28 protein-coding genes and 3 pseudogenes are annotated in these 26,352 nt (G+C 36.5%); 14 read left to right on the top strand and 17 right to left on the bottom strand.

The features are described 5' to 3' along the window. Window positions 1–27 precede the first annotated feature (27 nt). Window positions 28–735, bottom strand: coding sequence for a molybdopterin-dependent oxidoreductase (locus FJR08_RS04955; RefSeq protein ID WP_015083681.1), 708 nt, complete (start codon window positions 733–735; stop codon window positions 28–30). A 25-nt stretch (window positions 736–760) separates the two neighbouring features. After that, window positions 761–1,354, bottom strand: coding sequence for a cytochrome b/b6 domain-containing protein (locus tag FJR08_RS04950; RefSeq protein WP_015083682.1), 594 nt, complete (start codon window positions 1,352–1,354; stop codon window positions 761–763). Between the two features lie 345 nt (window positions 1,355–1,699). Here FJR08_RS04950 and nblS point away from each other — a divergent pair, with 345 nt between their 5' ends. Then, complete coding sequence (nblS, locus tag FJR08_RS04945) at window positions 1,700–3,670, top strand: two-component system sensor histidine kinase NblS (protein WP_015083683.1); 1,971 nt, start codon at window positions 1,700–1,702, stop codon at window positions 3,668–3,670. 25 nt (window positions 3,671–3,695) lie between these two features. Here nblS and FJR08_RS04940 read toward each other — a convergent pair whose 3' ends face one another. Next, the gene (locus FJR08_RS04940) at window positions 3,696–4,067 is read right to left on the bottom strand and encodes a zinc ribbon domain-containing protein (protein ID WP_168632372.1); all 372 of its coding nucleotides are present in this window, start codon (window positions 4,065–4,067) and stop codon (window positions 3,696–3,698) included. A gap of 175 nt (window positions 4,068–4,242) precedes the next feature. Between FJR08_RS04940 and FJR08_RS04935 the strand changes: the two genes are divergently transcribed. Beyond that, window positions 4,243–4,755 (top strand): hypothetical protein, encoded by a 513-nt coding sequence (locus FJR08_RS04935; RefSeq protein WP_168632371.1) that lies wholly within the window; start codon window positions 4,243–4,245, stop codon window positions 4,753–4,755. A 50-nt stretch (window positions 4,756–4,805) separates the two neighbouring features. On the opposite strand, the gene FJR08_RS04930 is transcribed toward FJR08_RS04935, so the two are convergent. Further along, a complete protein-coding gene (locus FJR08_RS04930) occupies window positions 4,806–5,687 on the bottom strand; it encodes an alpha/beta fold hydrolase (protein ID WP_168632370.1) in 882 nt (293 codons plus the stop codon). A gap of 254 nt (window positions 5,688–5,941) precedes the next feature. Here FJR08_RS04930 and FJR08_RS04925 point away from each other — a divergent pair, with 254 nt between their 5' ends. The 7 genes and pseudogenes from FJR08_RS04925 (at window position 5,942) to FJR08_RS04895 (ending at window position 11,287) form a co-directional block, all read left to right on the top strand. Further along, window positions 5,942–6,253 (top strand): carbon dioxide-concentrating mechanism protein CcmK, encoded by a 312-nt coding sequence (locus tag FJR08_RS04925; RefSeq protein ID WP_015083687.1) that lies wholly within the window; start codon window positions 5,942–5,944, stop codon window positions 6,251–6,253. Window positions 6,254–6,342: 89 nt separating this feature from the next. Continuing rightward, window positions 6,343–6,690, top strand: a complete 348-nt coding sequence (locus FJR08_RS04920; protein ID WP_015083688.1) for a carbon dioxide-concentrating mechanism protein CcmK — start codon at window positions 6,343–6,345, stop codon at window positions 6,688–6,690. A gap of 305 nt (window positions 6,691–6,995) precedes the next feature. Then, the gene (locus tag FJR08_RS04915) at window positions 6,996–8,129 is read left to right on the top strand and encodes a HetZ-related protein 2 (RefSeq protein ID WP_168632369.1); all 1,134 of its coding nucleotides are present in this window, start codon (window positions 6,996–6,998) and stop codon (window positions 8,127–8,129) included. 94 nt (window positions 8,130–8,223) lie between these two features. Then, window positions 8,224–8,625 (top strand): annotated as a pseudogene (locus tag FJR08_RS04910) (methyltransferase domain-containing protein); the annotation flags it as partial. Further along, the gene (locus FJR08_RS04905) at window positions 8,618–9,595 is read left to right on the top strand and encodes a PrsW family intramembrane metalloprotease (RefSeq protein ID WP_168632368.1); all 978 of its coding nucleotides are present in this window, start codon (window positions 8,618–8,620) and stop codon (window positions 9,593–9,595) included. The pseudogene FJR08_RS04910 and the gene FJR08_RS04905, both read left to right, overlap by 8 nt. 8 nt (window positions 9,596–9,603) lie before the next feature. Then, window positions 9,604–10,875: an MFS transporter gene (locus FJR08_RS04900; protein ID WP_168632367.1), complete on the top strand. Its 1,272-nt coding sequence runs from the start codon at window positions 9,604–9,606 to the stop codon at window positions 10,873–10,875. A 79-nt stretch (window positions 10,876–10,954) separates the two neighbouring features. Continuing rightward, entirely contained in the window at window positions 10,955–11,287 is a 333-nt protein-coding gene (locus FJR08_RS04895) for a BadF/BadG/BcrA/BcrD ATPase family protein (RefSeq protein WP_168632366.1), read from the top strand. 100 nt (window positions 11,288–11,387) lie between these two features. Here FJR08_RS04895 and FJR08_RS24190 read toward each other — a convergent pair. The 8 genes and pseudogenes from FJR08_RS24190 to FJR08_RS04860 form a co-directional block, all read right to left on the bottom strand. Next, window positions 11,388–11,852: pseudogene (locus tag FJR08_RS24190) on the bottom strand (6-pyruvoyl tetrahydropterin synthase family protein); the annotation flags it as partial. Window positions 11,853–11,882: 30 nt separating this feature from the next. After that, window positions 11,883–12,656, bottom strand: a pseudogene (locus FJR08_RS24185) (6-carboxytetrahydropterin synthase); the annotation flags it as partial. A gap of 454 nt (window positions 12,657–13,110) precedes the next feature. Next, window positions 13,111–14,019 (bottom strand): MoxR family ATPase, encoded by a 909-nt coding sequence (locus tag FJR08_RS04885; RefSeq protein WP_015083692.1) that lies wholly within the window; start codon window positions 14,017–14,019, stop codon window positions 13,111–13,113. Between the two features lie 210 nt (window positions 14,020–14,229). Beyond that, a complete protein-coding gene (locus FJR08_RS04880; protein ID WP_168632364.1) occupies window positions 14,230–14,820 on the bottom strand; it encodes a hypothetical protein in 591 nt (196 codons plus the stop codon). After that, on the bottom strand, window positions 14,817–16,220 hold the full coding sequence (locus tag FJR08_RS04875) for an AAA family ATPase (RefSeq protein WP_168632363.1): 1,404 nt from the start codon (window positions 16,218–16,220) through the stop codon (window positions 14,817–14,819). The genes FJR08_RS04880 and FJR08_RS04875 overlap by 4 nt, the downstream gene beginning before the upstream one ends. A 129-nt stretch (window positions 16,221–16,349) precedes the next feature. Beyond that, a complete protein-coding gene (locus tag FJR08_RS04870) occupies window positions 16,350–17,348 on the bottom strand; it encodes a bifunctional riboflavin kinase/FAD synthetase (RefSeq protein ID WP_168632362.1) in 999 nt (332 codons plus the stop codon). Window positions 17,349–17,451: 103 nt separating this feature from the next. Then, window positions 17,452–18,207, bottom strand: a complete 756-nt coding sequence (gene rsmG, locus FJR08_RS04865) for a 16S rRNA (guanine(527)-N(7))-methyltransferase RsmG (RefSeq protein WP_174782991.1) — start codon at window positions 18,205–18,207, stop codon at window positions 17,452–17,454. Between the two features lie 235 nt (window positions 18,208–18,442). Next, on the bottom strand, window positions 18,443–19,138 hold the full coding sequence (locus FJR08_RS04860; protein WP_168632361.1) for an ABC transporter ATP-binding protein: 696 nt from the start codon (window positions 19,136–19,138) through the stop codon (window positions 18,443–18,445). Window positions 19,139–19,259: 121 nt separating this feature from the next. Here FJR08_RS04860 and FJR08_RS04855 point away from each other — a divergent pair, with 121 nt between their 5' ends. The 3 genes from FJR08_RS04855 to FJR08_RS04845 are packed head-to-tail and all read left to right on the top strand — an operon-like array spanning window position 19,260 to window position 21,121. Then, a complete protein-coding gene (locus tag FJR08_RS04855) occupies window positions 19,260–20,183 on the top strand; it encodes a Sll0314/Alr1548 family TPR repeat-containing protein (RefSeq protein WP_168632360.1) in 924 nt (307 codons plus the stop codon). Between the two features lie 45 nt (window positions 20,184–20,228). Next, complete coding sequence (locus FJR08_RS04850; RefSeq protein WP_168632359.1) at window positions 20,229–20,681, top strand: DUF3531 family protein; 453 nt, start codon at window positions 20,229–20,231, stop codon at window positions 20,679–20,681. An 8-nt stretch (window positions 20,682–20,689) separates the two neighbouring features. Beyond that, complete coding sequence (locus FJR08_RS04845) at window positions 20,690–21,121, top strand: NUDIX hydrolase (RefSeq protein ID WP_015083700.1); 432 nt, start codon at window positions 20,690–20,692, stop codon at window positions 21,119–21,121. A gap of 305 nt (window positions 21,122–21,426) precedes the next feature. Here the strand turns inward: FJR08_RS04845 and FJR08_RS04840 are convergent, their stop codons facing one another. The 3 genes from FJR08_RS04840 to FJR08_RS04830 form a co-directional block, all read right to left on the bottom strand. Further along, window positions 21,427–21,699 carry a cupin domain-containing protein gene (locus tag FJR08_RS04840; RefSeq protein ID WP_168632358.1) on the bottom strand — a complete coding sequence of 91 codons (273 nt, stop codon included), beginning with the start codon at window positions 21,697–21,699 and terminating at the stop codon, window positions 21,427–21,429. 9 nt (window positions 21,700–21,708) lie between these two features. Next, window positions 21,709–22,047 carry a Mo-dependent nitrogenase C-terminal domain-containing protein gene (locus FJR08_RS04835; protein ID WP_148760798.1) on the bottom strand — a complete coding sequence of 113 codons (339 nt, stop codon included), beginning with the start codon at window positions 22,045–22,047 and terminating at the stop codon, window positions 21,709–21,711. Window positions 22,048–22,505: 458 nt separating this feature from the next. Beyond that, window positions 22,506–23,261 (bottom strand): HAD family hydrolase, encoded by a 756-nt coding sequence (locus FJR08_RS04830; RefSeq protein WP_254435689.1) that lies wholly within the window; start codon window positions 23,259–23,261, stop codon window positions 22,506–22,508. A gap of 161 nt (window positions 23,262–23,422) precedes the next feature. On the opposite strand from FJR08_RS04830, the gene FJR08_RS04825 reads away from it, so the two are divergent. Continuing rightward, entirely contained in the window at window positions 23,423–24,244 is an 822-nt protein-coding gene (locus FJR08_RS04825; protein WP_168632356.1) for a hypothetical protein, read from the top strand. A gap of 100 nt (window positions 24,245–24,344) precedes the next feature. Here FJR08_RS04825 and FJR08_RS04820 read toward each other — a convergent pair whose 3' ends face one another. Continuing rightward, a complete protein-coding gene (locus FJR08_RS04820) occupies window positions 24,345–25,061 on the bottom strand; it encodes a DevA family ABC transporter ATP-binding protein (protein ID WP_168632355.1) in 717 nt (238 codons plus the stop codon). Here FJR08_RS04820 and FJR08_RS23100 point away from each other — a divergent pair. Beyond that, complete coding sequence (locus FJR08_RS23100; protein WP_158310565.1) at window positions 25,051–25,194, top strand: hypothetical protein; 144 nt, start codon at window positions 25,051–25,053, stop codon at window positions 25,192–25,194. The genes FJR08_RS04820 and FJR08_RS23100 overlap by 11 nt on opposite strands. Here FJR08_RS23100 and devC read toward each other — a convergent pair. Then, window positions 25,191–26,345, bottom strand: coding sequence for an ABC transporter permease DevC (devC, locus tag FJR08_RS04815; RefSeq protein WP_015083706.1), 1,155 nt, complete (start codon window positions 26,343–26,345; stop codon window positions 25,191–25,193). The two genes, FJR08_RS23100 and devC, sit on opposite strands and share 4 nt — an antisense overlap. Window positions 26,346–26,352 lie beyond the last annotated feature (7 nt).

Genomic DNA, 26,352 nt, shown 5'->3' with positions numbered 1-26,352 from the left:
ACTCCTGACTCCTGACTCCTACTTTATTTACAATCCTGCAAACCATTCATAACCCAAATCCTCCCAATAACCTTGAGCATTTGATAATTTACTGGTGAGGGTAACTCGTGTCACCCATTTACTTTGTTTATAGCCAAGTTTAATGGGTGAAGCTAACCGCAAAGGCGCACCATTTTCCACAGGCAAAGCTGCACCATTTTTTTGATAAGCTAATAGGGTTTGTGGGTGTAAAGCTGAGGCTATATCCCAACTTTCATAATAACCATCTGCTGATTTAAAATAGGCATATTTAACCGAGGATTTAGGTTGAGAAAGGGCGATAATTTCCCGCAAACGAATGCCACCCCATTGCACAATTGCCGCCCAGCCTTCTACACAAACATGACGAATAATCATAGAAGTGAGAGGTAAAGCTTGAATATCTGCCATACTCAAACTCAGCGGATGATTTACTTCACCATCTACAATTAAACGATATTTTGCTAGATCAATAACTGGTGTAGATTTAAAACTATTAATTATTAACTTATTTGGTTCAATTTGATTAGGTAAAAATTCTGGAACTGGCTTTTGAGGCTGAAATATCAATTCTTCAAATTTCTGATTGAGAGGTTCAGAAAGTTTCCCTACTAAATCTGCAAATATAGGTGTACCACAACCACCAAGTAATAAACTCATACTCGATAAACCAGAAAGTTGTAAAAACCTTCTTCGGGTAAATTCATGATTATTCATTTTGATGCCTAAATTCTGCTATTTTTTACAAAAATATAGATTTTGTCAGGGGATTTCCCCCTACCTTCTGCCCTAACTTCCAATGAAGCCAGACAAATATTACCACTGTTGGTACAGCAGCAAAGTGGACAATTCTTAATGCTTGCCAACTGCCAAAAATATCAACTATCCAATAAAATTGAGCAGGTTTGTACATTCCTATGCCTGTAAATATTGCCAGTAATAAAATAGGAATGATTGCTGTATAAATAATTCGATGCCAAGCATAATTTAAACGTTGGTGATTCTGACTTTTTTGTAATGCCTTGATATCTTTTTCGCTAACAAATCTATTTTTCCAGCGTTGGGTAACGAAAATATAAATTCCATAGCAGAAAAGATTCAGAGAAAATAGCCACATGGCTGCAAAATGCCAATGTCTACCTCCAGCCAACCAACCACCTAAAGTAAACAGGGGGAAAATATATAATCCACCACGTCCGCCAAAAACAGGATTAGCATTATAAATTTGCAATCCACTGGTGATCATAATAAATAAGCTGATGAAATTACAATAGTGGAAAATTTTTGCCCCTATTGCTTGGGTGGGTGATTTACGTGGTGTTTCCGGAGAATTCATAGATAGAATAGGAAAAATTTAATTACGTTATCAGTATTTTGGGGATAATTGACTGAGTGAGAATGTTTGTTAACCCTAGAACGTTGAAATATTCTTAATTTTGGATTCTAGATGATTACGTATTTTACATTGTAATAGTCCCATCACATTACCTTTCTTGCAACTAAGTTTTTACGATTACTCCAAAAACATAGTTAAATTAGAAAAGAAGAGGTAAAAGATCAACTATATTCTTTCCTCTGTCCCCTGTCCCTCCTGCCAATTCCTAGCACGTTTGGAAAATTAACTGGCAATTTTTAGTTTTTGGGATAGAAAACAACGAACTACTAACAACCGTATTTTAAGATGCTGGCTCTTTTTACAAATTTCCGAGATGAATTCGCCTCTGGTGCATCAAAAGCACTCGCCAATTGGTGGTCAGAGTTTACCCTTCAGACCAAACTCCTAGCCGTCGCCACCCTCATGGTTTCCTTGGTCATGAGTGGTTTGACCTTCTGGGCTGTAAACACAATTCAGCAAGATGCACGTCTCAATGATACCCGCTTTGGTCGTGATTTAGGATTACTCCTGGCCGCAAATGTAGCCCCCCTAATTGCTGATCACAATTTAACTGAAGTTGCCCAATTTTCTCAACGTTTTTTCAGTGCCACTTCTAGCGTGCGTTATATGTTATACGCTGATGAAACTGGGCAAATGTTTTTTGGTCTTCCTTTTTGGGAACCAGAGGTAGAAAACTCCCTCACTATTAAGCGCCATATCCAACTACCAGAAGATTATTCTGACAATCAAGATCAACCAATGGTTAGGCAGCATAACACCCCCGATGGTGCAGTTACAGATGTATTTGTGCCTTTAATAGTAGATAAAAAATACTTAGGTGTATTAGCAGTTGGTATTAACCCTAACCAAATCGCAGTCATATCCACTAATTTCACCCGTGATGTTACCATTGCCGTTTTTATCACAATTTGGGTCATGGTGATTTTAGCAGGAGTAATTAATGCTTTAACTATTACTAAACCTATTAAAGAATTGCTAGTAGGTGTTAAACAAATTGCGGCTGGAAATTTTAAACAGCGCATAGATATCCCTCTCGGTGGTGAACTAGGAGAAGTAATTTTCAGCTTCAATGAAATGGCAGAACGGCTAGAACGTTATGAAGAACAAAATATTGAAGAATTAACTGCCGAAAAAGCTAAATTAGAAACCTTAGTCTCCACCATTGCTGATGGTGCAGTTTTGATTGATAATAATATGCAAGTAATATTAGTTAATCCCACTGCTAAACGGATTTTTAATTGGGAAAGTGTGGATGTTGTTGGTAGTAATATACTCCATCACTTACCCCATACTGTCCAAATGGAAATATCCCGGACTTTATATGAAATGGCAGCAGGTGAATGTGAAAGTGCTGAATTTCGTATCCTCCTCAAACAACCTACTCAACGCACAATTCGCATTGTTTTAACCACAGTTCTTAACCTCCAACGGGAAAGTATTAAAGGTATAGCTATCACTGTCCAAGACATTAGCCGGGAGGTGGAACTAAATGAAGCTAAAAGCCAGTTTATCAGCAATATTTCCCATGAATTAAGGACTCCTTTATTTAACATCAAAACCTATATTGAAACTTTACATGATTATGGCGAAGATTTAGGTATTGATGAACGCAAGGAATTTTTGCAAACAGTTAATAATGAAACTGATAGACTCACCCGCTTGGTTAATGATGTTTTAGATTTATCAAAACTTGAATCTGGTCGGAATTACACTTTTGATAAGGTAGATTTACCACAAGCAATAGAACAGACATTACGGACTTATCAGCTTAATGCTAAAGATAAAGGGATTGAACTGTGCCAGGAACTGACTCATGATTTACCTTTTGTTCTAGGAAATTATGACTTGTTACTGCAAGTTTTTGGGAATTTAATTGGTAATTCTCTTAAATTCAGTCTAGCTGGTGGTAAGGTAGTTATCCGTGCTTATCAACTAGATGCTAATTCTCATTCTCAGCATCATTCTGGTAAAGTGAGAATTGAAATTAGTGATACAGGAATTGGTATCGCACCAGAAGATCAACAGGCAATTTTTGACCGATTCTTTCGTGTAGAAAATAGAGTTCATACTCTAGAAGGAACAGGTTTAGGTTTATCAATTGTCAGAAACATTATGGACAGACATCATAGTCAAGTTAATTTGGTAAGTGAAGTTGGTATTGGTACTACTTTTTGGTTTGATTTAGAAATATTTGCGGAAGAGATTTCATCAACTGGGGAAATTATGCCAGAAAACTTAGAAGTAAAGACAGTTTAAGGGCAGTTTTCGTGATTCTGTTATATCAAGAGTTGAACAAGGTTATTAATAAACAAACTAATAACAAAGTTAGTATTAATAACAAAGTTTGATGGCGTTTTATCCAATTATTAACCCTTGTACTCAAGTTATAATTAGAATTTTGCTTTTGCGATTCTAATTCACTTTCTTCTATATTTTGATAGAGAGTACAATCTTGAGCATAGGGATATTGAGGAAAGTTACAGGTATGATCAAAGTGATAGCTACAACTGTCGCATAGATGATCATTTCCTTGAGCGCGGTGCAAAGGAATACCAGGATGTCCGTAAGCTTTCAGCAATAGCCGACACTGAGGACAAGTAATTGCTTGACTATCAATAATTTGATGACAACGAGGACAAGATATAGTAGCCAAAACTGGAAAAAAATAGATAAGTAAACATCTTGATTCTACCTATTATCTAGACTAAATCACCCATAAATTGAAATAATAAAATACCTGATTTATTGAAGAAGTTGGGTGTCTGATCTTTTTTGTCACTTCCAGACTTATACTTGAAGAATGATCAGATAATGGAGTTTATAAAGTAATGCCTAAAAAAAATCTCTCTAACTTAATACAGGAAGAGGCTACAAAATTTACACCTCTACAAGGTGAACCTGTAATTGAAGTTTCGGCTGAAGCAGTATTGGAAACCCAAGTACAAACGGATAATAATCAGTTAGAACTAGAAGCCAGTATTAAAGAATTACAGCAAACAGTTTCTACATTAAAACAAAAAGAATCTACTTTAATCAAGCAAATTAGTGATTTACAAACAGCTTTTTCAGAAAAAGAAGCATTGGTAGAACGTTTGACAAATGAACTTTACGAAACAAAACAAACCGCTTTACAACTAGCAGATTCCAACTCTCAGTTACTAGAAGAAATCAAGAGTTTAAAACAACCTAGTCAACAACCTCATTCACAACTTAGTCAACAAGCTAGTCAAATTTCCAAATCCATTCAATACAAAAAATCTCATAGGTCAATAGAACGACTTCAAGAAAAACCCAATCAAGACAGTGAGGATTTTTCCAAAAATACTTGGTTGTATGATTGAAGTTAAGAATTTAGATCCCCGACTTCTTGAAGAAGTCGGGGATCTTGTTGCTAAAACTCTAATATATGTTCAGCGACAATTTGTGATTGTTCCAAGTGAGGAATATGACCACAATCTTTAATCCAAATTAGCTGACTTTGGGGAATTGCTTTGGCAAATTTCGGAGCGTCCCCAGTTCCTAAAATTTTATCACTATCACCCCATAAAATTAAAGTTGGTTGTGCAATTTTGGCAAGTTGGGGAAATTTAAAAGCACCATAACCGCCACTTTTGGTAAAGGCAATTAAGGCTTGAGTCCAATTAGGCATTTGTAAGTGTAATTCTCCACAGCACAAAGCATCCTCGGAGATCAGATTTGGGTTTTTATATGCAGTTCGACAAATGCTTTTACGCACTTTGGGATTTCGCAAAAATTCCGTCGCCCAATAATCCAAAGGTGGAAATATATATTTACTTAATGGGGAATTACCTTTCAAACCCGCACTATCTATTAATACCAGTTGTTTTACCGCCTCTGGGTAAGTGAGGGTAAAATCTATAGCCGCAGCCCCACCCATTGACGCACCCACCAAAATCACAGGTTGGTTAATCAGGGTTTGCCAAAATGAGTAGAGATGGTTTTTAATCGTGACCGAACTGTAAGCAATCCCCGGTAATCTATCTGTAAAACCAAATCCCAATAAATCTACGGCCCAAACTGCATTTTTTTCAGCTAGTAAAGGCAAAAGTCGGCGGTATTCTAGCACCGAACTATCAAAACCATGAATTAATAAAATCGGTGTACCACCATAACCTTGTTGGACATAAGTGGTATTAATGGGTTCATTGGCGGCATGAGTAATAATCGCCTGACTTTGGATATTTTGAGCCAAAGCGATGGATGTTGGTTCTGTGAGTTGCCCAACTGCGGCAGGAAGAAAACTTGGAAACATAAACTCCAGTTTACATCAGTGCGGATCACCTTAGGGACTCCCAAATAAAAAAATGTCCCAAAACTGACGCAAAAATTCTCTCTCTGTGTTCTCTGTGCCTCTGTGGTTCGTTTATTGAGATAATTTATTTCTTGCAAGTCCCTTAGCTAATACCCAGTCACCAATTAAAAAAGAAAATTTCCGCAAAAATTAAAATAGGGACACAATCCACGTAAAATAGGAATCAATTATCCCGATAGTAGGAGATTTAAGCCATGCCAATGGCAGTTGGCGCAATTGAAACATTAGGTTTTCCTGCGGTTTTAGCATCAGCAGACGCAATGGTCAAAGCTGCTAGTGTCACGATTGTTTATTACGGTATCGCGGAAAGTGGTCGCATGATAGTTGCTGTCAGAGGCCACGTTGCGGAAGTGCAAACAGCCGTAGCCGCTGGAATTGTTGCTGGTGAAGAAGTTTATGGCGGTGAGGTTATTACCCACTACATTATTCCCAATCCCCCGGAAAATGTGGAAACAGTCTTACCTATCCACTTCACCTCCAAATCTGAACCTTTCCGTATTTTCTAAGTAAGTTCGCTATGAAAAATTGAAGCATTTCTTCATAAAAATTAACTTGTAGCAACCGATAACTTTATATTCAAAACAGGAGATTAAAAATGTCATCACAGGCAGTTGGATCATTAGAAACTAAGGGTTTTCCCGCCGTTCTTGCAGCAGCAGACGCAATGGTAAAAGCCGGTCGAGTTACCCTCGTTGGTTATATCAGAGTTGGGAGCGCTCGCTTTACCGTCAATATTCGTGGTGATGTTTCCGAAGTTAAAGCCGCTATGGCAGCCGGTGTGGATGCTGTAGAAAAAGTTCATGGTGGTACTCTCGAATCCTGGGTAATTATTGCTCGTCCCCATGAAAACGTAGAAGCTGTATTGCCAATTGCTTATACAGCAGACGTTCAACAGTATCGAGAATCTGTGGAAAATCCCATTATCGGTGCTGCTAGGATCTAATTTCATCTATTAGGTGGGCAATGGGTAATAGGTAATAAACCCCTATTCCCTCTTTCCCTAAATAGCAACTTGCATCAATAGTCCACAATATTATTATGTTCGTAATCCCATAACGTCTGAATCTTTACATCAAATCCATTAATTCATCCGTCTTAATCTGCGTTTATCTGCGGTTAATTATTCTTGAAATATTATTCAATGTAGCTTCATCCTAATTTGATATTACGGTCTATTGAACGAATCAATTAGGAGTTATTACCTGCTACTAAATCGCTAAATCTAATTTCAAGGAGCGCAATGTTGCTATGACACAAAATGGGGTAAATTTAGCTCAATATTGGCAACAGCGACTAATTACAGAATGTCCAGAACAAAGTCAGGCTACTAGACAAAGTATTCTTAATTGGCTTTTGGGAGTGGATTTAGCACGGTTTGATCTACTTAACCCCAAAGAACTAGAAATTGCTAAACAAGCAATGGAATATCGGTGGCGAATTCTGCACAAACGCTATTTAGGTATGAGCAGAGAAAAGGCTTATCGTCAACTCATTAGCCGCTTGAGTAGTGTAGTGGCGGTAAGAAACAAAATTCAGACGTGGATATCTCTCAGCCGCGATCGCCAACGAAGCGTTATTGATGTCCTGCAAGAAGTCCTCCAAGACCTGATGCAAAGTGACTCATATATCCAACAACAAATGACTCACATTGCCGCAATCACAACGGACAAAAGATTGCGGGATACGTTACTATTTGCCAGCATAGAAGAATATTGTTTGCGTCCAGTTCGGAATCAACCGATATTAATGTACCGCTTTGTTAACTACCTGCGGCGAATTCAGCGAGGAGGCTTAACACAAGTACCTACTAGCGAATTAGTGAAACTTGTTTCTGAGGAAATTCTCACAGAAAATAACGACAATCCGATTAGCTTAGTTGATAATCAAGCGATCGCTCAATATCAAGAAACCCAACACTTAGAAGAACAACAAGCTAACCGTCAACTTGTACAGCAAGAATTTGAACAATACTTATTAGAAAATATTGGACAACAAGCAGTAGATTGGTTGCGCTTATATCTGCAAGGCAAATCCCAAGAAGAAATTGCCAAACAACTCAACAAACCCATTAAAGAAGTATATCGGCTGCGAGAAAAACTCAGTTATCATGCCGTGCGAGTCTTTGCCATTAAAGGCCAACCAGAACTAATTGATAACTGGTTGTCCATTTCCCTAGAAGAACATAATTTAGGGCTAACAGAAACCCAATGGCAACAACTTCCAGAAAAAATCACTCCCATAGGACAACAAATCCTCAACCTCCGCAAAGCAGGTAACTCCATAGAAGTCATAGCCCAAGAACTACAACTGAAAACCCATCAAGTTCTAGGTGAATGGACAAAAGTTTATCTTGCAGCCCAAACCCTGAGAATTCAAAATTAGCATAAATTGAGAAAATGCCAGATTCACTAAATATAGCCTCAAATATGGTAAATATGTCATAAGTTAAAAAGAGTGTTAAAGACAAAAATGAATTGCACAGATTTCTCACCAAGCGCAAGATATATTAGACTTAGGATGTCCAGTGGTATTAAGTACCTTCGCCTTACAGGTAGTATATCCCCAAGCCAAAATTACTGGTTTAGACTTATCTCCTTACCTTCTAGCTGTAGCTAACTATCGGACTAAACAACGTCGTCTTGCCCAAATCAACTGGGTACATGATCAATCTGAATCTACGGACATGAATCCTAAATCGGAAAATTACAAAAAAATGCCAACTTATATTTTGACGTTGCTTAAAAGTACCGAACCTTATTTAGATGAATATTTTAGTTTGGACATTGAACAAGCCCTAATTGGGGCAGGTTTCCAATCTCCTACTATTACTAGCAATAGTCCTCGTTACCGTACTATCATTGCTCAGGTGAGTGGCTAATTTATATGTAGTGCTGTGGGCAGTTATCCCCCCCCTGCTGTTTTTGTGGTTTTACTACCGCAGAACTCCTGCTGCCCCACCGTGGTTAAATTTATTGATTTTGTTCATTATTGGCGCTATCTCTGGTTTTGCTGCTCTGGGCTGGGAATGGGCTATGGAAAATGTAGCTAACCGGGTTTTAGACTGGCAACAGATCCAGCGTCATTTTTCTGGTGTCGTTTTTCGGCAAATATTAGCGATCGCTCCCATTGAAGAAGGTTGTAAATTAGTAGCAGTTATTCTGCCCATTTGCTATTTACAACGTCAGTATCATCTCCGAGCTACTACAGTTTTTTTATTTACCATAGCCGTGGCTTTAGGTTTCACAGCGGAAGAAACCTGGATTTATTTATCTCACGGCACATCTTCAATTCTAGACCGCATTATTGGTACTCCAGTTCATGCGATGTTTTCTGCTCCTTGGGGGTACGCTTTAGGGATATATATTTCTGCTAGGAGAAGGTTGAATCGAGATCGGGATTTAATTTTTATCGCTTGGTTAAATTCTGTTTGCTTTCATGCTTTAGTCAATATTTTATCTATTTCTGTGAGGTTTTCGCAGCCCACAAATTTACTCATTTATGGGTTATTTCCTTTACTATTATGGATGTTTTGGCGGTGGGAACAACTACTGCGAAAACTCCAGAGAAAACATCCTTTAGTGTTAATTTCTGGACATACATCCTCCGCTCGCACTTGGCAAAGGGGTTTAGTATTGTTAATCCTATCACTAGGCGGAAATTCTCTATTTGGATTATTGATTCTAGCCCGAAAAATTAGTCCTTTGCGGTGGGAACTTTGGTTTGATCCGAAAATTTTCTGGTTTATAGTCCAAGAACTATTATTCAATTTTGGGTTAGGACTTTTAGCTTGGTTAATTTATCGCTATTTACGCAGTTTAGCCAGTCGTTGGTATTTTTTTAAAAGATAATTAGCATTATGAAAAATAAAACTCCGTCTGTTTCTCCTTGGCTTTATATACCCACGCTTTATTTTGCGGAAGGGATACCATACATGATTATTAATGCTGTATCTGTCATTTTCTACAAAAAACTGGGAGTAGATAACACACAAATTGCTTTTTGGACAAGTTTAATCAGTTTTCCTTGGATTTTAAAAATGTTTTGGTCGCCATTTGTGGATATTTATTCTACCAAAAGAAAATGGTTATTGACCATGCAAATTATCATGTTTTTCTGTTTGAGTTTTTTGGCTTTATCTTTCCACCTTCCTAATTTTTTCTTTATATCTCTAGGAATATTAACTATTGCTGCATTTATTTCTGCTACTTATGATATTGCCACAGATGGCTTTTATATGCTGGCTTTACACCCAGAACAACAAGCTTTATTTGTGGGGATTCGCTCACTGTTTTATAGATTTGCAATTTTATTTAGTACAGGTTTTTTAGTATTTTTAGCAGGTTATTTAGAAGAATCAACTCAGAATATTCCGTTAAGTTGGAGTATTGTTATTAGCGTAGCTGCTGTCATCTTTGCATTGTTATTTGTGTTTCATCTAGTCATTTTACCAACACCAGAATCAGATCATCAGAATTTAGAATCAAATCCCCAAGTAAATATCAATAATATTCCTTTTTTACAAATTATTCGCTCTTATTTTAGTAAATCAAAAATAGTCATCATCTTAGCATTTATTTTGCTTTACAGATTTGGTGAAGCAATGTTAGTTAAAGTGGCTTCTTTATTTTTATTAGATAAACCAGAAATGGGAGGGTTAGGTTTATCTACCCAAGAATTTGGTTTAGTCTACGGTACTTTTGGCGTTATCTCTCTGATATGTGGGGGAATTTTGGGAGGTTTATTAATTGCGAAATTTGGGTTAAAAAAATGTTTATTTCCTATGGCTTTAGCATTAAACTTACCTGACATTTTTTATGTATATATGGCTTATGCTAAACCAGCACTAAAATTTGTTTATCCTCTAGTTTCCCTAGAACAATTTGGTTATGGTGTAGGGTTTACAGCCTTTACCGTCTATTTAATGTATATTTGTCAAGGGGAACATAAAACTTCTCATTTTGCCATATCTACTGGATTAATGGCTTTAGGTTTGATGATACCAGGAGCGATTAGTGGTGTAATTCAACAATCACTAGGATATCCATTATTTTTTGTCTTGGTTTGTTTAGCAACTATTCCGGGGATGTTAACTATATTTTTTATTCCTTTAGAACCGGAAAATAAATAAGTATTCAGCGTAGGGGTTTAGCAATGCTAAACCCCTACCCAAATATTTAGATCATGATTTATATAAATAGGAGTTTTATATGAATTTTATTTTGGGTATTGATGGTGGTGGTAGTAAAACTATTTGTATCATTATGGATGATGCAGGTAAAATTTTAGGAAGAGGTGAAGCAGGGGCTTCTAATTATCAAAGTGTTGGTATAGAAGCAGCAAAAAATCAAATTCAATCTGCCATTTATCAAGCAACAATCACAGCCTTAAATTACACAAATAATATTAATTTTATAGCAATTTGTTTAGGGTTAGCAGGTGTTAGTCGTCCAGAGGATATAGAAGTAATAAAAGCTATAGTTAATCAGTTACAAAATAGTGAAAATATATTATCAATTAACTGGAAATTACTAACCAAATAATGATCTGATTAACTAGCTTTGAGTTCCTATTTTGTACAATATAGAGGAGTTAGGAATATAGATACCCGACTTCTTTGAGAAGTCGGGTATCTGGATGTGTTTAAACTATTGCCAATACTGGTTGACTTACCGCTGCATTAACAGATATGGATTCAGAATCAGCCGCATAGATTTCGCAAGCGTTATTAGGACTTTCAACCAGTTTAACTTTGTAAAGAGTTGCACCCAATTCTTGAATAGGCGATCGCAAAGTATTACTAATATAAAGAGCAATATTTTCCGCAGTCGGCACAACTTGATTAAAGAAAGCAACATCCTTATTTAAGAAAGTATGATCAAATGGCTCAATCACGTAATCTGTAATTATCTGATTTAAAGCCCCCAAATCAATAACCATACCCGTAGAGGAATCAATTTCCCCAATTATCGTTACTTCCAATTGATAATTATGTCCATGTCCATTTACACGAGCGCATTTACCATAAATTTCCGTGTTTTTTGCCAAACTCAAATCAGGGTGTGCCAATCTATGAGCAGAGCTAAAATGAGTGCTAATACTCAGATAGCCTGACCTATCTTTACCCGGATAATCTGCCCAAAGTTGATGACTTTCAAACAGTTTAATGTTGGCTAGTTTCACTCCCAATTCATCAATGGGTGATTCTAAAAGACCATGAATGTAACGGGAAATATTCTCTGTAGTGGGTACAATATCGGCAAAATAAGGAATATCCTCATTCACACAAGAGTGATCAAATATTCTCACCACATAATCTTCCACCACTCGATTTAAAGCAGCTACATCCACAATCATGCCCGTACGGGAGTCTATTTCCCCTTCTACAGTCACTTCTAGATGATAATTATGTCCATGAGTCTGAGTACATCTACCATATTTATCAGCACTGAGGTTAGGAGCTAGACGGTGAGCAGCGCTAAAATGAGTCCTGATAGTCAAACTAGCTTTTTCTCCCTCTCCCTGATAATCAGCCCAAAGTTGAGGATGTTCAAATAACTGGACGCGCACCAAAGGTAAATGGGGTGCTAAACGTTCCCAAATCACTCGCGCCATATTTTCCGTAGTGGGGAGAGTTTGTTGAAATTCTGTCCACACATCATTCAGATAGGAAAAATCTAGTTGACTGGTAACTTCCTCTTTGATGACGTGCTTGACATCAGACAGGTTCAGCACCATACCATACTCATCTAATTCCCCAATCATGGAAATGAACAAGACATAGTTGTGTCCGTGTCCGGGAAATTTTGAGTAAGCACCAAATTTTTCTAAATTCTCAATTTGACTCAGTTCTGGGAACCAATACCGACCAACTGCTGAAAACTGATCGCGGCGATTAACAATACATTGCATGATTATACGAGGAGGAGAACTTAATATTTCTTAAACTTTCACTATTTACAGCATAAACCAATTTGTTACTTAGAGGATGTTTTAAAAGTTTTTAATGTGGAAACAGACCCCTCTCCAAACCTCTCCCCTACCAGGGGAGAGGCTTTAAAAACCCCATTCCCTTGTAGGGAAGGGGGGAAGGGGGGAAGGGGGGTTAGGTTTTTGGAGATTATGGGTTTCATATAATACTTTTCAAACAACCTCTTAGGGTTTGCTGAAAAAGTGGCAAAAGGCAAAATCAGGACTTCTTAGTTCTTCAATCAAGATGCAATTATAAGTTCTTGTTATTTTTATCAGACAGATTATAAGTTTTCATAATCAGAAATAAGAAAAAAGATGTTCTTTTCCAAAATTGATATAAAAAACCCGAAAAAATCCGCTTTTTGGGAGGATATACCTCCCATGATATTTTATATTAAGGGATAGGCACAGATCGCAATAACCGTTCAACTATAGTTTTGGCATTTCTTCCCCCTCTAGGAATCAGACGATGACAAAGAACGTGCGGTGCGAGAAACTTGACATCATCAGGAAGAGCATATTCTCTACCTAAAATAAAAGCCAGTGCTTGGGAAGCTTTTTGTAACGCCACAGTACCACGAGGACTCACACCAAGAGTGATTTCTTCATCCTGTCTAGTAGTTCGCACCAATTCCAAAATGTATTGTTGCAAAGATGCTTCTACCTTGACTTGGGAACAAGCTTGGCGTAATGCTTGGACTTCTTCTAAAGTAATACAAGGCTGTAAATCAGCAACTTTTAAACCTGCTTGCAGATTTTGCAGCATTTGCATTTCTTCTGATTCCGAAGGATAGCCCAAACTCAAAGACAGCATAAACCGGTCCATTTGGGCTTCTGGGAGGGGAAACGTCCCTTGATACTCAATGGGGTTTTGGGTAGCAATCACAAAGAATGGCTGAGGAACTAGACGAGAAACACCATCAACTGTTACCTGATGTTCTTCCATCACTTCCAGCAAAGCCGACTGGGTACGGGGTGTAGCCCGGTTAATTTCGTCCGCTAGGAGGACGTTAGCAAATACAGGACCTTGTAGAAATGTAAATTCCCCAGTTTTAGGATTCCAAATATTTGTGCCGGTGATATCTGTGGGGAGTAAGTCAGGGGTACATTGTAACCGTTGAAATTTACCATCTACAGAACGAGCTAGAGATTTGGCTAAGAGGGTTTTACCGACACCGGGGACATCTTCTAATAAAGCATGACCACCACCAAGTAAAGCTACTATGACTAAGCGGATGGCTTCATGTTTACCAACGATGGTACGAGCCAAATTTTGTGTTAAAGCGTCAATTTTTTCTCTCATGCAGTACCTGGGGGGGAATGGAGAAGGTTTACTTCTGAGTTTTGACTAAAAACTTGTTTAATAGTTTAGCCTTTTGTACAGTATTCCCAGGTAACAAGCTTAATCCAGCATAAGAATTAAAGATTTCTGGAGTTGCTAAACCACCGACGCAAGGAGAGGAAAGTCAAAAAACAAATTTTTTGGAACTGGTTTTACTTTTAAATATATTATTTATTTACAAATTTTATTGTTTATTTCAAAAAGTTCAAAACCATACTCTTCTAAAAAATCTTTCGCAAATGCTATCCAGCTTGAATTAAATCTTGGGTAAAATTCAGGAGTACAAACATAAGCTTCTAAATTTAAACCTGCATAGTTTCTAACTAATTTATTATCAAATAAATCAATAGTATTAGTGAGTTGGTTAATAGCTTTGTCGCGGTTTTTATCTACTTTTCTTAAACTTGTTGCATCCAATTTGAACTCTACAAAACAAAAATCATTTTCATCAAAAAATACAAAATCGCAATGAGAATCACCAAATCCTAAAAGTCCTTTTTTTCCGTCAATAGGAATAAAACCAACTATTTTAGCATTAATTACATTAAATAATTTAGTGATATCAAAACCATTTTTAACAGTATCAACAACATTTAGTTTAATAGTAAATGTGTTGTCATCTGAACTAACATTTTTAATAATAAAAGACTGTCCTTGATAGTCTATCATTGAAAATTCCGATCTCATTTCAATTTCCAGAACATCGGAAAAGTTATCAAAAGCAGTTGATAGAAGTTCTTTAATATCCTCAAATTTGCTCATTTTCTTTTGAAAGTTTTAGCGTGAATACTGTACAAAGCTTGAAAATCACCACCCAAAATTTCCGAAACTGTATCTAAATAATTTTGTTGAATAGTACCTTTTTCTTGATTAAAAATAGGTTCGCAATACCTAGTATCCTGACTAACAGATTGATTTGCCAAAGAATAAGCAGAAAAATCTTTAGCACTTAACCAGGAATCTTGGGGAATTATTTGTGCTACTTCTGATTCTGTTGACGGATTTTTTTCAACTACTCTATTCGCAAAGAGTAAATTATTAAAAACTGTGAGAACATAGGGACTGTGGGTGGTTATAATTAGTTGATTATCATCATTATGATTAACCATTAAAGCTAATAACTCAATCAGTTGCTTTTGTGCAACAGGAAATAAATGTGCTTCAGGTTCTTCTATGATCCTTAACACTTTTACGTCGTCAAGGATATTAATAAAAATATCTTGTAATATCCTAATAGATTCTTGCTGTCCTGATGAAGCATGAGAAAGATAGACATAATCGTTTTTCTCATTATTAAAGACAATTTTTTCTCCCATCTGATCAATTTGATATTCTCCTTTTAAAATTTCATTCATTTTGTTTTTAATAAAATGTATTTTATTGGTTATTTTATTTTGATCAATTTCAATTAATCCTTGAAAATTACCAAAATATTTAAATTTTTCTTTAATCGTTTCAACTCTTTCAATGAAATTTAACATTAAATTTTCATCTATTGAGTATTCCTTGTTAAGAAAGACTTTTCTTCTGTTTTCCTCTACACTTTTCTGAACAATTGCAAATAAGTATTTTTCAAAAAGATTAGAATAACTGACTGTAGCATTTCTACCGGAAATTATAAATAATGAATTTGCTTGTGTAATTTCAAAAACTTCATCCAATAATTCATGAAGTCTGTTTATATATGTAATATAAATTGTATTTCGTAATTTATCAAATTGGTTTTTATCTATATTTAATAACTCTTGAAATGCTTTTTTTGTTTGAGTCAAATCATCCTTGAAATTTTTAGTTATTAGATTATCACTGAATTTAGATATTAGTCTTTTTTCATCATTGAGAGTGAGTTTTAAATATTTGTTACTTTCAAAAGTATAATAAAATGTAATTTCAAAATGAGGCAAATTAAATGTAGAACCAAAAAAATTATAGAATTTTTCATTTATAGGTGATATCAAATCAGAATCAATATCAAAATTATCCTTCTGTATATCCTGATAGATTTGACTGAACAAATCTTCTTTTAGTGATTTGAAAAAATAAATCAATTTAGCAATAGTGCTTTTACCACTAGCCTGTTCACCAATCAAAACTAATATTTTCTTAACTTCAATTTCTGCATATTTAATTGGACCGAAGTTCTTGATGATAATTTTTTGCATAAGTAAATGTGATTTTTTTATGATTGTACAACAAATATAACATAATAGAAATACTTTTTGGGAGGTTATACCTCCCATGATATTTCATATTACATAAGTGGTTTTTTGTTTTTGGAAATTTCTCCAGCATTAGCAATTGAAAACTTCTTGAGCTATTTTACAATCTAGTTGGATTTGATTTTTCAGCGCTTCTAAGGAGGTAAATTTCTGTTCGGGACGCAAAAATTTTACTAACTGTACCAGCAAATTTTTACCATACAAATCACCAGACCAATTTAAACAATGTACTTCTACGCTAGTATCTATACCATGAACTGTGGGACGATTGCCAATATTCATGACTCCAAAATGTTGAGTGGGAGAGTTGTCTGGAGTTTCGTTATCAATAATAACCTCCACAGCATAAACACCATGACGAGGTAAAAATTTGTCTTTTGGTAGTTGAATGTTGGCGGTAGGAAAGCCGATAGTTCTCCCTAATTTTTGACCTGTTACTACTATACCTGTAAGGCTGTAAGGTCTTCCCAAAAGACGATTTGCTTTTTGAATATCACCGACTTCCAAACTTTCCCGGATTAATGAGGTACTAATGCGAGTATCATCTGCTGCGGAAAAGTTTTCCATATCAGTTTTTATAGGAACTATGGTCACGGGTATATTATATTTTGCTGCGAGTATTTGCAAATCTTGAGCAGTACCCATGCGCTTTTTGCCAAAACAAAAGTCTTGTCCAACGCTAATCTGTTGACATTGTAGTTGTTGAACCAGGATTTTATCTACAAATTCTTCAGGGGAAAGGGCAGATAGTTCTCTATCAAAAGGTAATAATACCAATTGTTCTACCCCAAGCGATCGCAATTGTGCAACTTTTTCATCCAGTGGTGTTAACAAATCACGGGGAAGTCCTGTAAAAAACTCCTGGGGATGGGGATCAAATGTGACAACGGTTGAGTACGGGCGGACTGAATTCTCCTCACCCCGTGCTGACTGCAATACTGGCTGAATCACTCTTTGATGACCAAGATGAACACCATCAAATTTGCCAAGAGCAACAGCAGTTGGTGTCAGCAGTTCTTCTGTTGCAGAAGCAACCCATACAGAACACCCATTTTGAGACAAATTTAACACTTGGATTCTGGGATTTTAGGTTTATTGTCGCTATCAGCGTTGAGGCTCTCGCGCTGTTAGATATCTAATCACCAATCTAATCTAAAATCGAGAAATCAGTTGATTAAATTGGTTTTTGACTGGGTATACCAACCGCACGGGGAAAACTAATTGGTGTGTTTGCTACTTTTCGTAAATAAAGACAATGACGAATACTATTACTCAAGGGAGTAGAAAATTCTTCAATTAGTTCAATTACCCCACCTAATTGGGTAACAGCCATTTCTAAACTTTCATTTTCGGCTTGAGTCCAAGTACCGCGATAAATTACCGCTAAACCGCCTTTTTTTACTAAAGGTAAAGAATATTCAGCACAAGCAGAAACATTACCCACAGCCCTAATTACAGCTAGATCATACTGTTGTCTGTGTTGAATTTGCTGACCAACTTCTTCGGCTCTCCCCAGTAAAGTTTTGGCATTATTCAGAGCAAGTGCTGATAAAATTGTCTCAATAAAACTAATTTTCTTCCCTGTAGAATCTAAAAGCGTAACTTGAGAATTAGGAAAAACTAGAGAAATTGGGATACCAGGAAAACCTGCACCCGTACCAATATCAATTATCCGCTTACCCTTTTCAATACCGGGAATAAATACTTGTTTAGGTGCAATTCCTCGCAAAGAATCCCAAAGATGTTTTTCCCAAAATTCTTCAGGTTCAGTAATGCGAGTTAAGTTAAGTTGACAATTTCCTGCCAAGATTAATTGATAAAGTTGTTGAAATTGGTTTTCTTCCCAATTTGTTGGTTGCCAATTCAGAGTTTTTTGCCATATTTCCCCCATTTCTGGCAAACTAGTTATAGGTAAAGATTCTAAATTCATTGGTTAAAATTAATTTTTTTAAGTTATTTTGGCGTTACTGATTCAGGGTATGAATTTTAGTCTCACGCAAAGGCGCAATCACGCAAAGGAAAGAGTTTTAAAGGTTCAATTTGGGAATTTCATACCTAATTTTATGTGAAGCTACATAACATCATCAAATCCATGAATTCATCCCTCCTTATCTGTGTTCATCTGCGTTCATCTGCGTTCAATTACTCTGAAGATTAATTTAGAATTAAGCAGATTTTACCTCTTCTCCCTGACTTCTGACTCCTGACTGGTCACTGAGCGAAGCCGAAGTGCTGACTCCTGATGTTAAGACCCCATGATCTAAAGTCCAACAATAATCAGCTATTGGTAACATATCACCAGCGTCGTGTGTTACAACTAACAATGTCCAATCTTTTTTGAGTTTGGCTAATAAATTCACCAATTGGCGACGCATTGACCAATCTAAACCCGCTGTAGGTTCATCTAATAATAGTAAATTTGGTTGACGAATTAACTGCACCGCTAAAGCTAAACGTCGCTGTTGTCCACCACTTAAAGCATGAGGTGACGCAGATAAAGATAAATGATCTAATCCAACCTCTGTTAATGCTTGTTTAACCCTGTCCGCTCCCAGTTCAGGATGTCCTAAGCGCAATTCTTCTAAAATTGTCCCCCCGCAAAAGTGTCTTTCTGGAAATTGAAATACTAAACCGGCTAATTGTTGTAGTTCTTCGGCTATGAGTCCCTGTTCTCTCCAGAAAACTCCACCAGCAGTGGGATCAGCCAATCCAGATAAAATTTCTAATAAGGTGCTTTTACCCGAACCGCTAGGACCAATAATTAAACCCAGTTTCTGGGGTGGTAATTCTAAATTTATAGCTTGAAGAATTGCTTTTGGGCAGGCTGTGGGGTGATAAGTTAGATTTCTGAGATAGAGCATTTGTGAAGATTACCAAGTTATGAGAAATTTTTGATGGAAATAGACGTAATTTATATTCACTATTTTTGCATTTTAGGTAATAGACACAACAATTTCAACTGTAATTATTCTGAGGGTTATCATGTTTAAACAGGTTTTAATGCCTCAATTTAGGATATTCTGGCGATTTGCTCCATTTTTCAAGGTGACTGTAACTACTTCCATCCTTTTAAATATTTTAGTAAATCCATCCTTTGCGGGTGATCCATTTCGCTCTCGTGAACCTCATAAAATTGGCGATCGCACGGAAGCTGTTTTTAATGCTATTTTTCAGCAAGGAAATTACCCAGCAGCCAAAGATGCTTTACAAAAAGCCGTCTCTAGCGAACCCAATGAACCTTTAATTTACGCCATTCAGGCTTCTTTAGCATATCAAAATCAAGATCAGACTAGTTTAGCAAAATACAGCCGAAAAACCCTGGAAACTGGACAAAATCTCATCGCTAGTGACCCATTACGTGGTAATTTATACACTGCGGTTGGTCATTTTTTAGAGGGGGCGGTAATTTTAAAGCGGGAAGGAACTGTAAATGGTGCGCCCCTCGCTTTTAGTCGGTTGCGGAAAGTCTATACATATCTTGACAGAGCCGAAGAGATTTCTGCTAATGATCCAGAGTTAAACTTAATTCGCGGTTATATGGATTTAATGTTAGCTGTGAATTTACCTTTTACTAGTCCAGATGATGCAATTAACCGATTGGAAAAAAATGCAGCACCTGGTTATTTAGTAGATAGAGGTATTGCTTTAGCATATCGAGATTTAAAACAACATTCCCAGGCTTTAGATTATGTCAACCGCGCCTTAAAAACAACTGCTGACAACCCAGAAATTTACTATCTCAAAGCCCAAATTCTCCATGAAAAAGGAAAAAAAGAAAAAAGTCAGGATTTAATCAAGGAAGCAATAATTCATTTTGATAAAGCATTAGCCAAAAAATCTCAACTTCCTGCTAACTTAGTTAAACAAATTGAATATGAACGCAATCAGGCTGTCAGTGGTCAGTAGTCAGTGGTCAGTTGTTACAAAATTCTAGTTTTACCCATTACAAAAATGGAAATTCAATTCCGCGAGTTTAATCCTTTTGATACTTGGATTTGGTTGAAGTTTAGCAATGTTCCCTCCCAACGGGAAAAACAATATGTAGAAGAAGTATTCAATTCCTGGTTTTATCTAGGTAAATTGGGAGGATTTAATGCGGAAAATCTGCAAATCCAAGATACAGGACTTGATATCAGCCACATGGACTATGATGCAAGAGGCTATGATAAAAGCTTAATGGCTTTGATGCACAACATGGGTGAATTTGAATATGAAGGAGAATGGGGACGTTGTTGGTTTGATTTAGGTACAAGTGATGCGATCGCCTTAGACATTCTTATCAACGCCCTCACCCAACTAACTGAAGAATACGTCACAATTGAAGAACTATACATTGGTGGTGAAAATCCAGATTGGCCTACAGAAGATAGCGAAAGTCGTCCCTCTTCAATTTACGATAATTAATTGTCATCATGAATAAAGAAGGTCAAATCCGGGTAATTGTTTTAGCCCTAATTCGAGATGGTAATCGAATATTTGTTTCTGAAGGATTCGATCCTAAAAAACAATCAATATTCTACCGGGCTTTAGGTGGTGGCGTAGAATTTGGCGAAACTAGCCGCATAGCCTTAGCTAGAGAATTTCAAGAAGAAATTCAAGCCGAATTAACAAATATTCGCTATCTAAGTTGTATTGAGAACTTATTTACTTTTGACGGTAGACAAGGACATGAAATCATTCAACTTTATGAATGCGACTTTGCTGATTCCCAGTTTTATCAAATTGAAAGTTTAACTTTTGCGGAAACACCAGAACGTCAACATCGCGCATTGTGGATAGATATTTCTCGATTCAAATCTGGTGAATTAAGATTAGTTCCCGAAGTCTTTTTTGATTATTTGTAATCCTAGATCCCCGACTTCTTTGTTATATCTTGTTAATAAATAATCAATTGAGTTGAGAAGTCGGGGATCTGATTGCTTCTTTGTTATATCTTGTATTATTGTTTATCGCTACCCTAGCGAAAATGGTTATAGCGACATTCAAAAACTAAGTCGAGGAGAAAAAATGTCAATTCAAGCATTCCCCGAAATTAATTTAGTTGTAGATGATATTTTGGGATCAATAGTTTCATAGCCAACCTCTAAATAACATCCAATTCACATCCAATTCACATCTTCAGATATTGGTTATTGAGATTGCAAAAATATTAATCAAAGCAATAATGTTTTTTTACGTCGCTGGTAATTTCCCATGTACAAGACATCCCAGCGGGAAAAGTTACTAAGTCTCCCTTACCCATTTTTACCGCTTGTCCTCCATTAGGAGTGACAACAACATTACCTGCTAAAAAGTAGCAAGTTTCTTGATCATCGTAAGTCCAGGAAAATTGAGATATTTCCTTTTCCCAAATTGGCCAGTTGAATACATCTAACTCCTTGAGATGTTCAAGATTTGGTTGATGTACGACTTTAATTTCCATGAGTTGTATTTAACAATAAGATTGGATGTCTTCTCCACACTTATCTACTAAATAACATAATGCGCGAAAACGCAAGCCGACAAACTGATCATACAGTGGGTTTAGTTTGCACATAGGTGGAATATGAGCAATTGTTCGTCCAAAAACCACGATATCACGCTCAAAGGGACATTGGGCAGGAATTACTTTAGCAATCAATTTGGCAACTCGACGATTATCAATTTCAATGTCGTCTAGACGTTGACGGATTTTTTGCAATAAATCAAACTTATTTTTAACTGAATGGTTTTCTTCGATAGGGTTGACAAAACTGGAGAGAATCATCGGTTCACTATTTGTTTTTAGCATTATTGTAAATCCTATGTAGATGAGATTGATAGAAACTGGACAATGTGGCAATTTACACTACAAATTATCTTGGCAATTTGGACTGAACTTGAAGAAAGGTAAAGTAGTTGAACTAATTTTTATTAAAACTGGCTTTGTGTTGAATAACTGTTCAGTTGAATACAAAATAACAAAGAAAATATAAAAATGGTATAGTTTTAGCTTATGGATTCCTGATATTGAATATAGTAATTTTATATATAAAATTACTATGGGAATTGCCAAAAACACTGATATATATAGCTTTCTCCTCCAGCTAGACTGCATAACCATTAGGAAACGATGACATTAATTTTAGGTGATAGAAGATCCATAAAAAAGCTATGCAAGTCACTTTATCGCAGGGAATAGGGAACAGGTAATTTTCTTCTGACTCGGTGACTCCTGACTGGGCGTAGTCCCTGCGCCCCTACCTCCTGCTAACGCTGGCAATTTTGCAAAATATAACTACACAACTCGCAAAAACCATCTCCTTCGGCTGCTGTAGTTATATATGTAGGTTGATGCTGTAACTGATTTGTATACTCCTGGATATTTGCCACACCTACGGACATAGGAAAATAACGCTGGTTAAATAAACTTTCATCATTGGGACTGTCACCAACAGTGATAACCTGTTCTGGCAAGTATGTGGGAAAATATTGATCTAAGACTTTTAATAAACCAGCAGCTTTATTTTGTCCTTGGGGTTTAATATGGCACTGAATATTGCTGTAAGTAAATCCCCAACCCATCTGTTTACAAAGATCACTTATATTTTTTAGTTGATCAGTCGTTAGTGAGGTAAGATCAAATGTCCAGTCTGTGACTCGAAATAAATTATCAGCAGATGCTCGGATTTGCGGAAAATAAGTTTGTAAGTTCACAAAGGTTCTAGCTAAATCTTGACGATGGTTAGCCAAATCAGGAATATGCGTGAGTGTAACTGGATCAGAATTACCTGATGGATAAAATAAACCACCATTTTCGGCAATCGCACCGACAATGGGCATTAAACTACTAATAGCACTTACCCACCCAGCCGAACGTCCAGTCACAATCAAGACCGGAATTTTGGCTGCTGATAGACTCTCTAAAGTATTTAGGAGTTGAGATGTAAATCTGCCATCTTTAGTTAGTGTCCCATCCATATCTGTTGCTAACAGGCAAATATGATATGAATGCGTAGATGTCATATCAGACAATGGCTGTATATTGATAAAATGCTGATCCAAGTGACTAATAGGTTTGTACATATGACATGATCAAGACAATGTAAGAAATACTTATACCACAGCCAACTACTAAATAAGATTTTGGGTATTCTAAACATCAGGAGTTAAAAGGTTCATGAATTATGGTTAGTACAATTTTTCTGGCTCAATCGTCTAGATTGAAAACAACAAAAACGAATACAGAAGTTTCTAGCAATGAATTCCCAGCTATACCATTGCTATTGTGTGCTAGTGGAGGACTGGTTTTAGCTCTGGTTGCTGTAATTATTTATGGCAAAATTTTAGTGCAAAAGAGGGAGAAGAAACTAACTTTTGAAAAATTCCGCACACGAGAATTAGAGAAAAAGCTGAAGTTAGCTTTAGAAACTATTCGCAAAATGGAAACTAATCCAGATTTAGTTCACTCACGGGACTTTAACTTAGATTATCTGCGAATGCGGATGTCAGAGGAGGTATTCCATTTTGCCCTAGTTAATCAAATTAAAATTAAGGTTAAAGATAAGATATCTCAAGTCCTACGTCCTGCTCAAGCTAACCAAGGATCTATAGGAATTGCTAGTAATACTGGTAAGCAAGTAGATGAAACTTTCGATATTGAGTATGAAACTGGTGTAGCACCCAACATTGTGAAGCGGGTGCTGTTTAGAACGCAAATTCGATTAATGAAGTTGCCAACTCAAGCTACTTCTTCTACAATTAATCAAATTATGAATTGTATAGAAACATACCTTAGCCCCAGGGAAGATGATGATACCTGGCAACCGACTATTCAAGGTAGGATTGTTTATATGCACTGGGATCAAAAGGCTAAACCTACCGCGTTGCTAGTACTAGAACAATCAAATGAAGGCGTGAATGTGACATTTAGAACTAGCCGTCAAACCCCTCTGACAAAAAACAATAGGACAGCAAATTCACATCATGCAGACACTATTCAGAAATAATCACAACTTGAAATTACGAATAAATACCGAAAAATTCAAACCGGAAAAAAATTTTGGTTTGGAATATATTACTTGTATTGAAGAAGACGGATCATCAAAATTAGGAGTTGTGATTAGAAGCAACATTTTGAGCATCACGGGTCAGAAGACCATCTTCCATTTCGACAATGCGATCAGCGATATCTAAAATCCGGTTATCGTGGGTTACTAATAAGATAGCAGTTCCCTGATCTTTAGCCAAACGCTGCATGATTTCGACTACATCACGTCCTGATTGTTTATCTAATGCGGCTGTTGGTTCATCTGCTAATACTAAAGGAGGATGATTAACTAAAGCGCGAGCGATCGCTATTCTTTGTTTTTGTCCACCAGATAAATTATCTGGATAGTAGTTAACCCGTTCTTGTAAACCTACAGATGCCAGCATATCTTCTGATTGGGAAATAGCTGTTGATTGGGAAATATTATTATTTAATTCCACAGCCATTTGCACATTTTGCCGAGCAGTTAAAAAACCCAATAAATTATGAGCTTGGAAAATATAACCAATCTTCCGTCTCATGTGTACCAGTTTGTTTTGACTAGCACCACACAATTCATCACCTAAGAATTTTAAACTTCCCTCTTGTACCGATCTTAACCCACCAATCAAACTTAATAAAGTCGTTTTCCCTGAACCAGATGGTCCAGTCATAATCACGATTTCTCCAGCATATATTTCCAAACTAATATCAAATAGGATCTGTTTTTTCAGCGATCCTTTACCGTAGTAGTGATTGATATTTTTAATAGATATTACAGGTTCTTTGTTGATCATAATAAAAGGATTCAGGAGTTCAGGAGTCAGGAGTCAGGAGTCAGGAGTCAGGAGTCAGGATAAAGAAGGAAGAAGAAAGAAGGAAGAAGGAAGAATAAATATTGTTTTTTCCAATGACCAAGAACTAAGCTAAAAAATATCGGCTGGATCAGCAGAACTTAATTTCCGAATAGCAATCATTCCCGAAATAAAGCACATTAAAATAGTTAACATGATTACCATAATGGCGCGATTATAACTCATAAATATAGGCAAAAGTGTAGCATCTCTAGCAACATTGTAAAGAACAAGAGCGCAGCCAAATCCAGGTAAATAACCAACAACAGCTAATAAAAAAGCCTCTTGAAGAATTACAGTTAGTAAATAATTTTGAGTGTAACCTATAGCTTTGAGCGTAGCATATTCAGATAAATGGTCATTGACTTCTGTATACAAAATTTGATAAACAATTACAGTTCCTACAATAAAACCCATAATTGTTCCCAAGGTAAAAATAAAGCCAATAGCTGTACTACTTGCCCAATAATTTCTTTCAAATTCAATAAATTCTTCCTTAGTTAAAACATTGATATCTGTAGGTAGATAACTTCGCAATTCTTGAGCTACTAGGATGGGATCTGCACCAGGCTTTAACTTAATAATGCCAATATCAATTAATCCCCTTTGACGGTTATTAAAAATCCGTAAAAAGTTAACATCACTGGTAATTAAATTTCCATCTGCACCAAAAGATGCCCCTAATGTAAATAATCCACCGACCTGAACTTTTCTTCTGCGTACTTCGGCTGTTACAACTTTTCCGGCATTAAAACTATCAGCAATCGGACCATATTCTACTCTGGAAGAACGGTCATATAAAACAACATCAGGAAGTTTGAGTTTATTTAAATTTTCGTCTACTCCAGGTAAATCAAAAAGATTAACTTCTGGATTTATGCCGAAAATTAAGATACTGCGAGGGCGACCTGTAACAGGATTTCTCCAGCTTGTATAGTCTAAATATATAGGATGTACTGACTGAACTGTAGGCAAGTCTAATGCCTTATATAAACGGCGTTGGGAAAAGGTTTTCATTGCTAAAACAGCATTAGATTGACTGTTAATTAAAACCACTTCTCCGGCTAAACTGCTGTGCATTCTCACGTTACTGTAATAGAGTGCATCCCGAAAACCTAGCTGCATGAACATTAAAATATCAGCAAAGGCAATACCTGACAAAGCCACTGCTAGGCGAGTTTTTTCTCTTGTCAGTTGCAGCCAAGATAAAGGTATTTTTACTGCCATTTTTTAT

Origin of the sequence: Dolichospermum sp. UHCC 0260 (assembly GCF_009711985.1) — a bacterium.
In the GTDB taxonomy this organism is placed as follows: domain Bacteria; phylum Cyanobacteriota; class Cyanobacteriia; order Cyanobacteriales; family Nostocaceae; genus Dolichospermum; species Dolichospermum lemmermannii.
The sequence above is the reverse complement of the archived record's forward strand: the minus strand, read 5'-3'. Positions and strand labels throughout refer to the sequence as shown.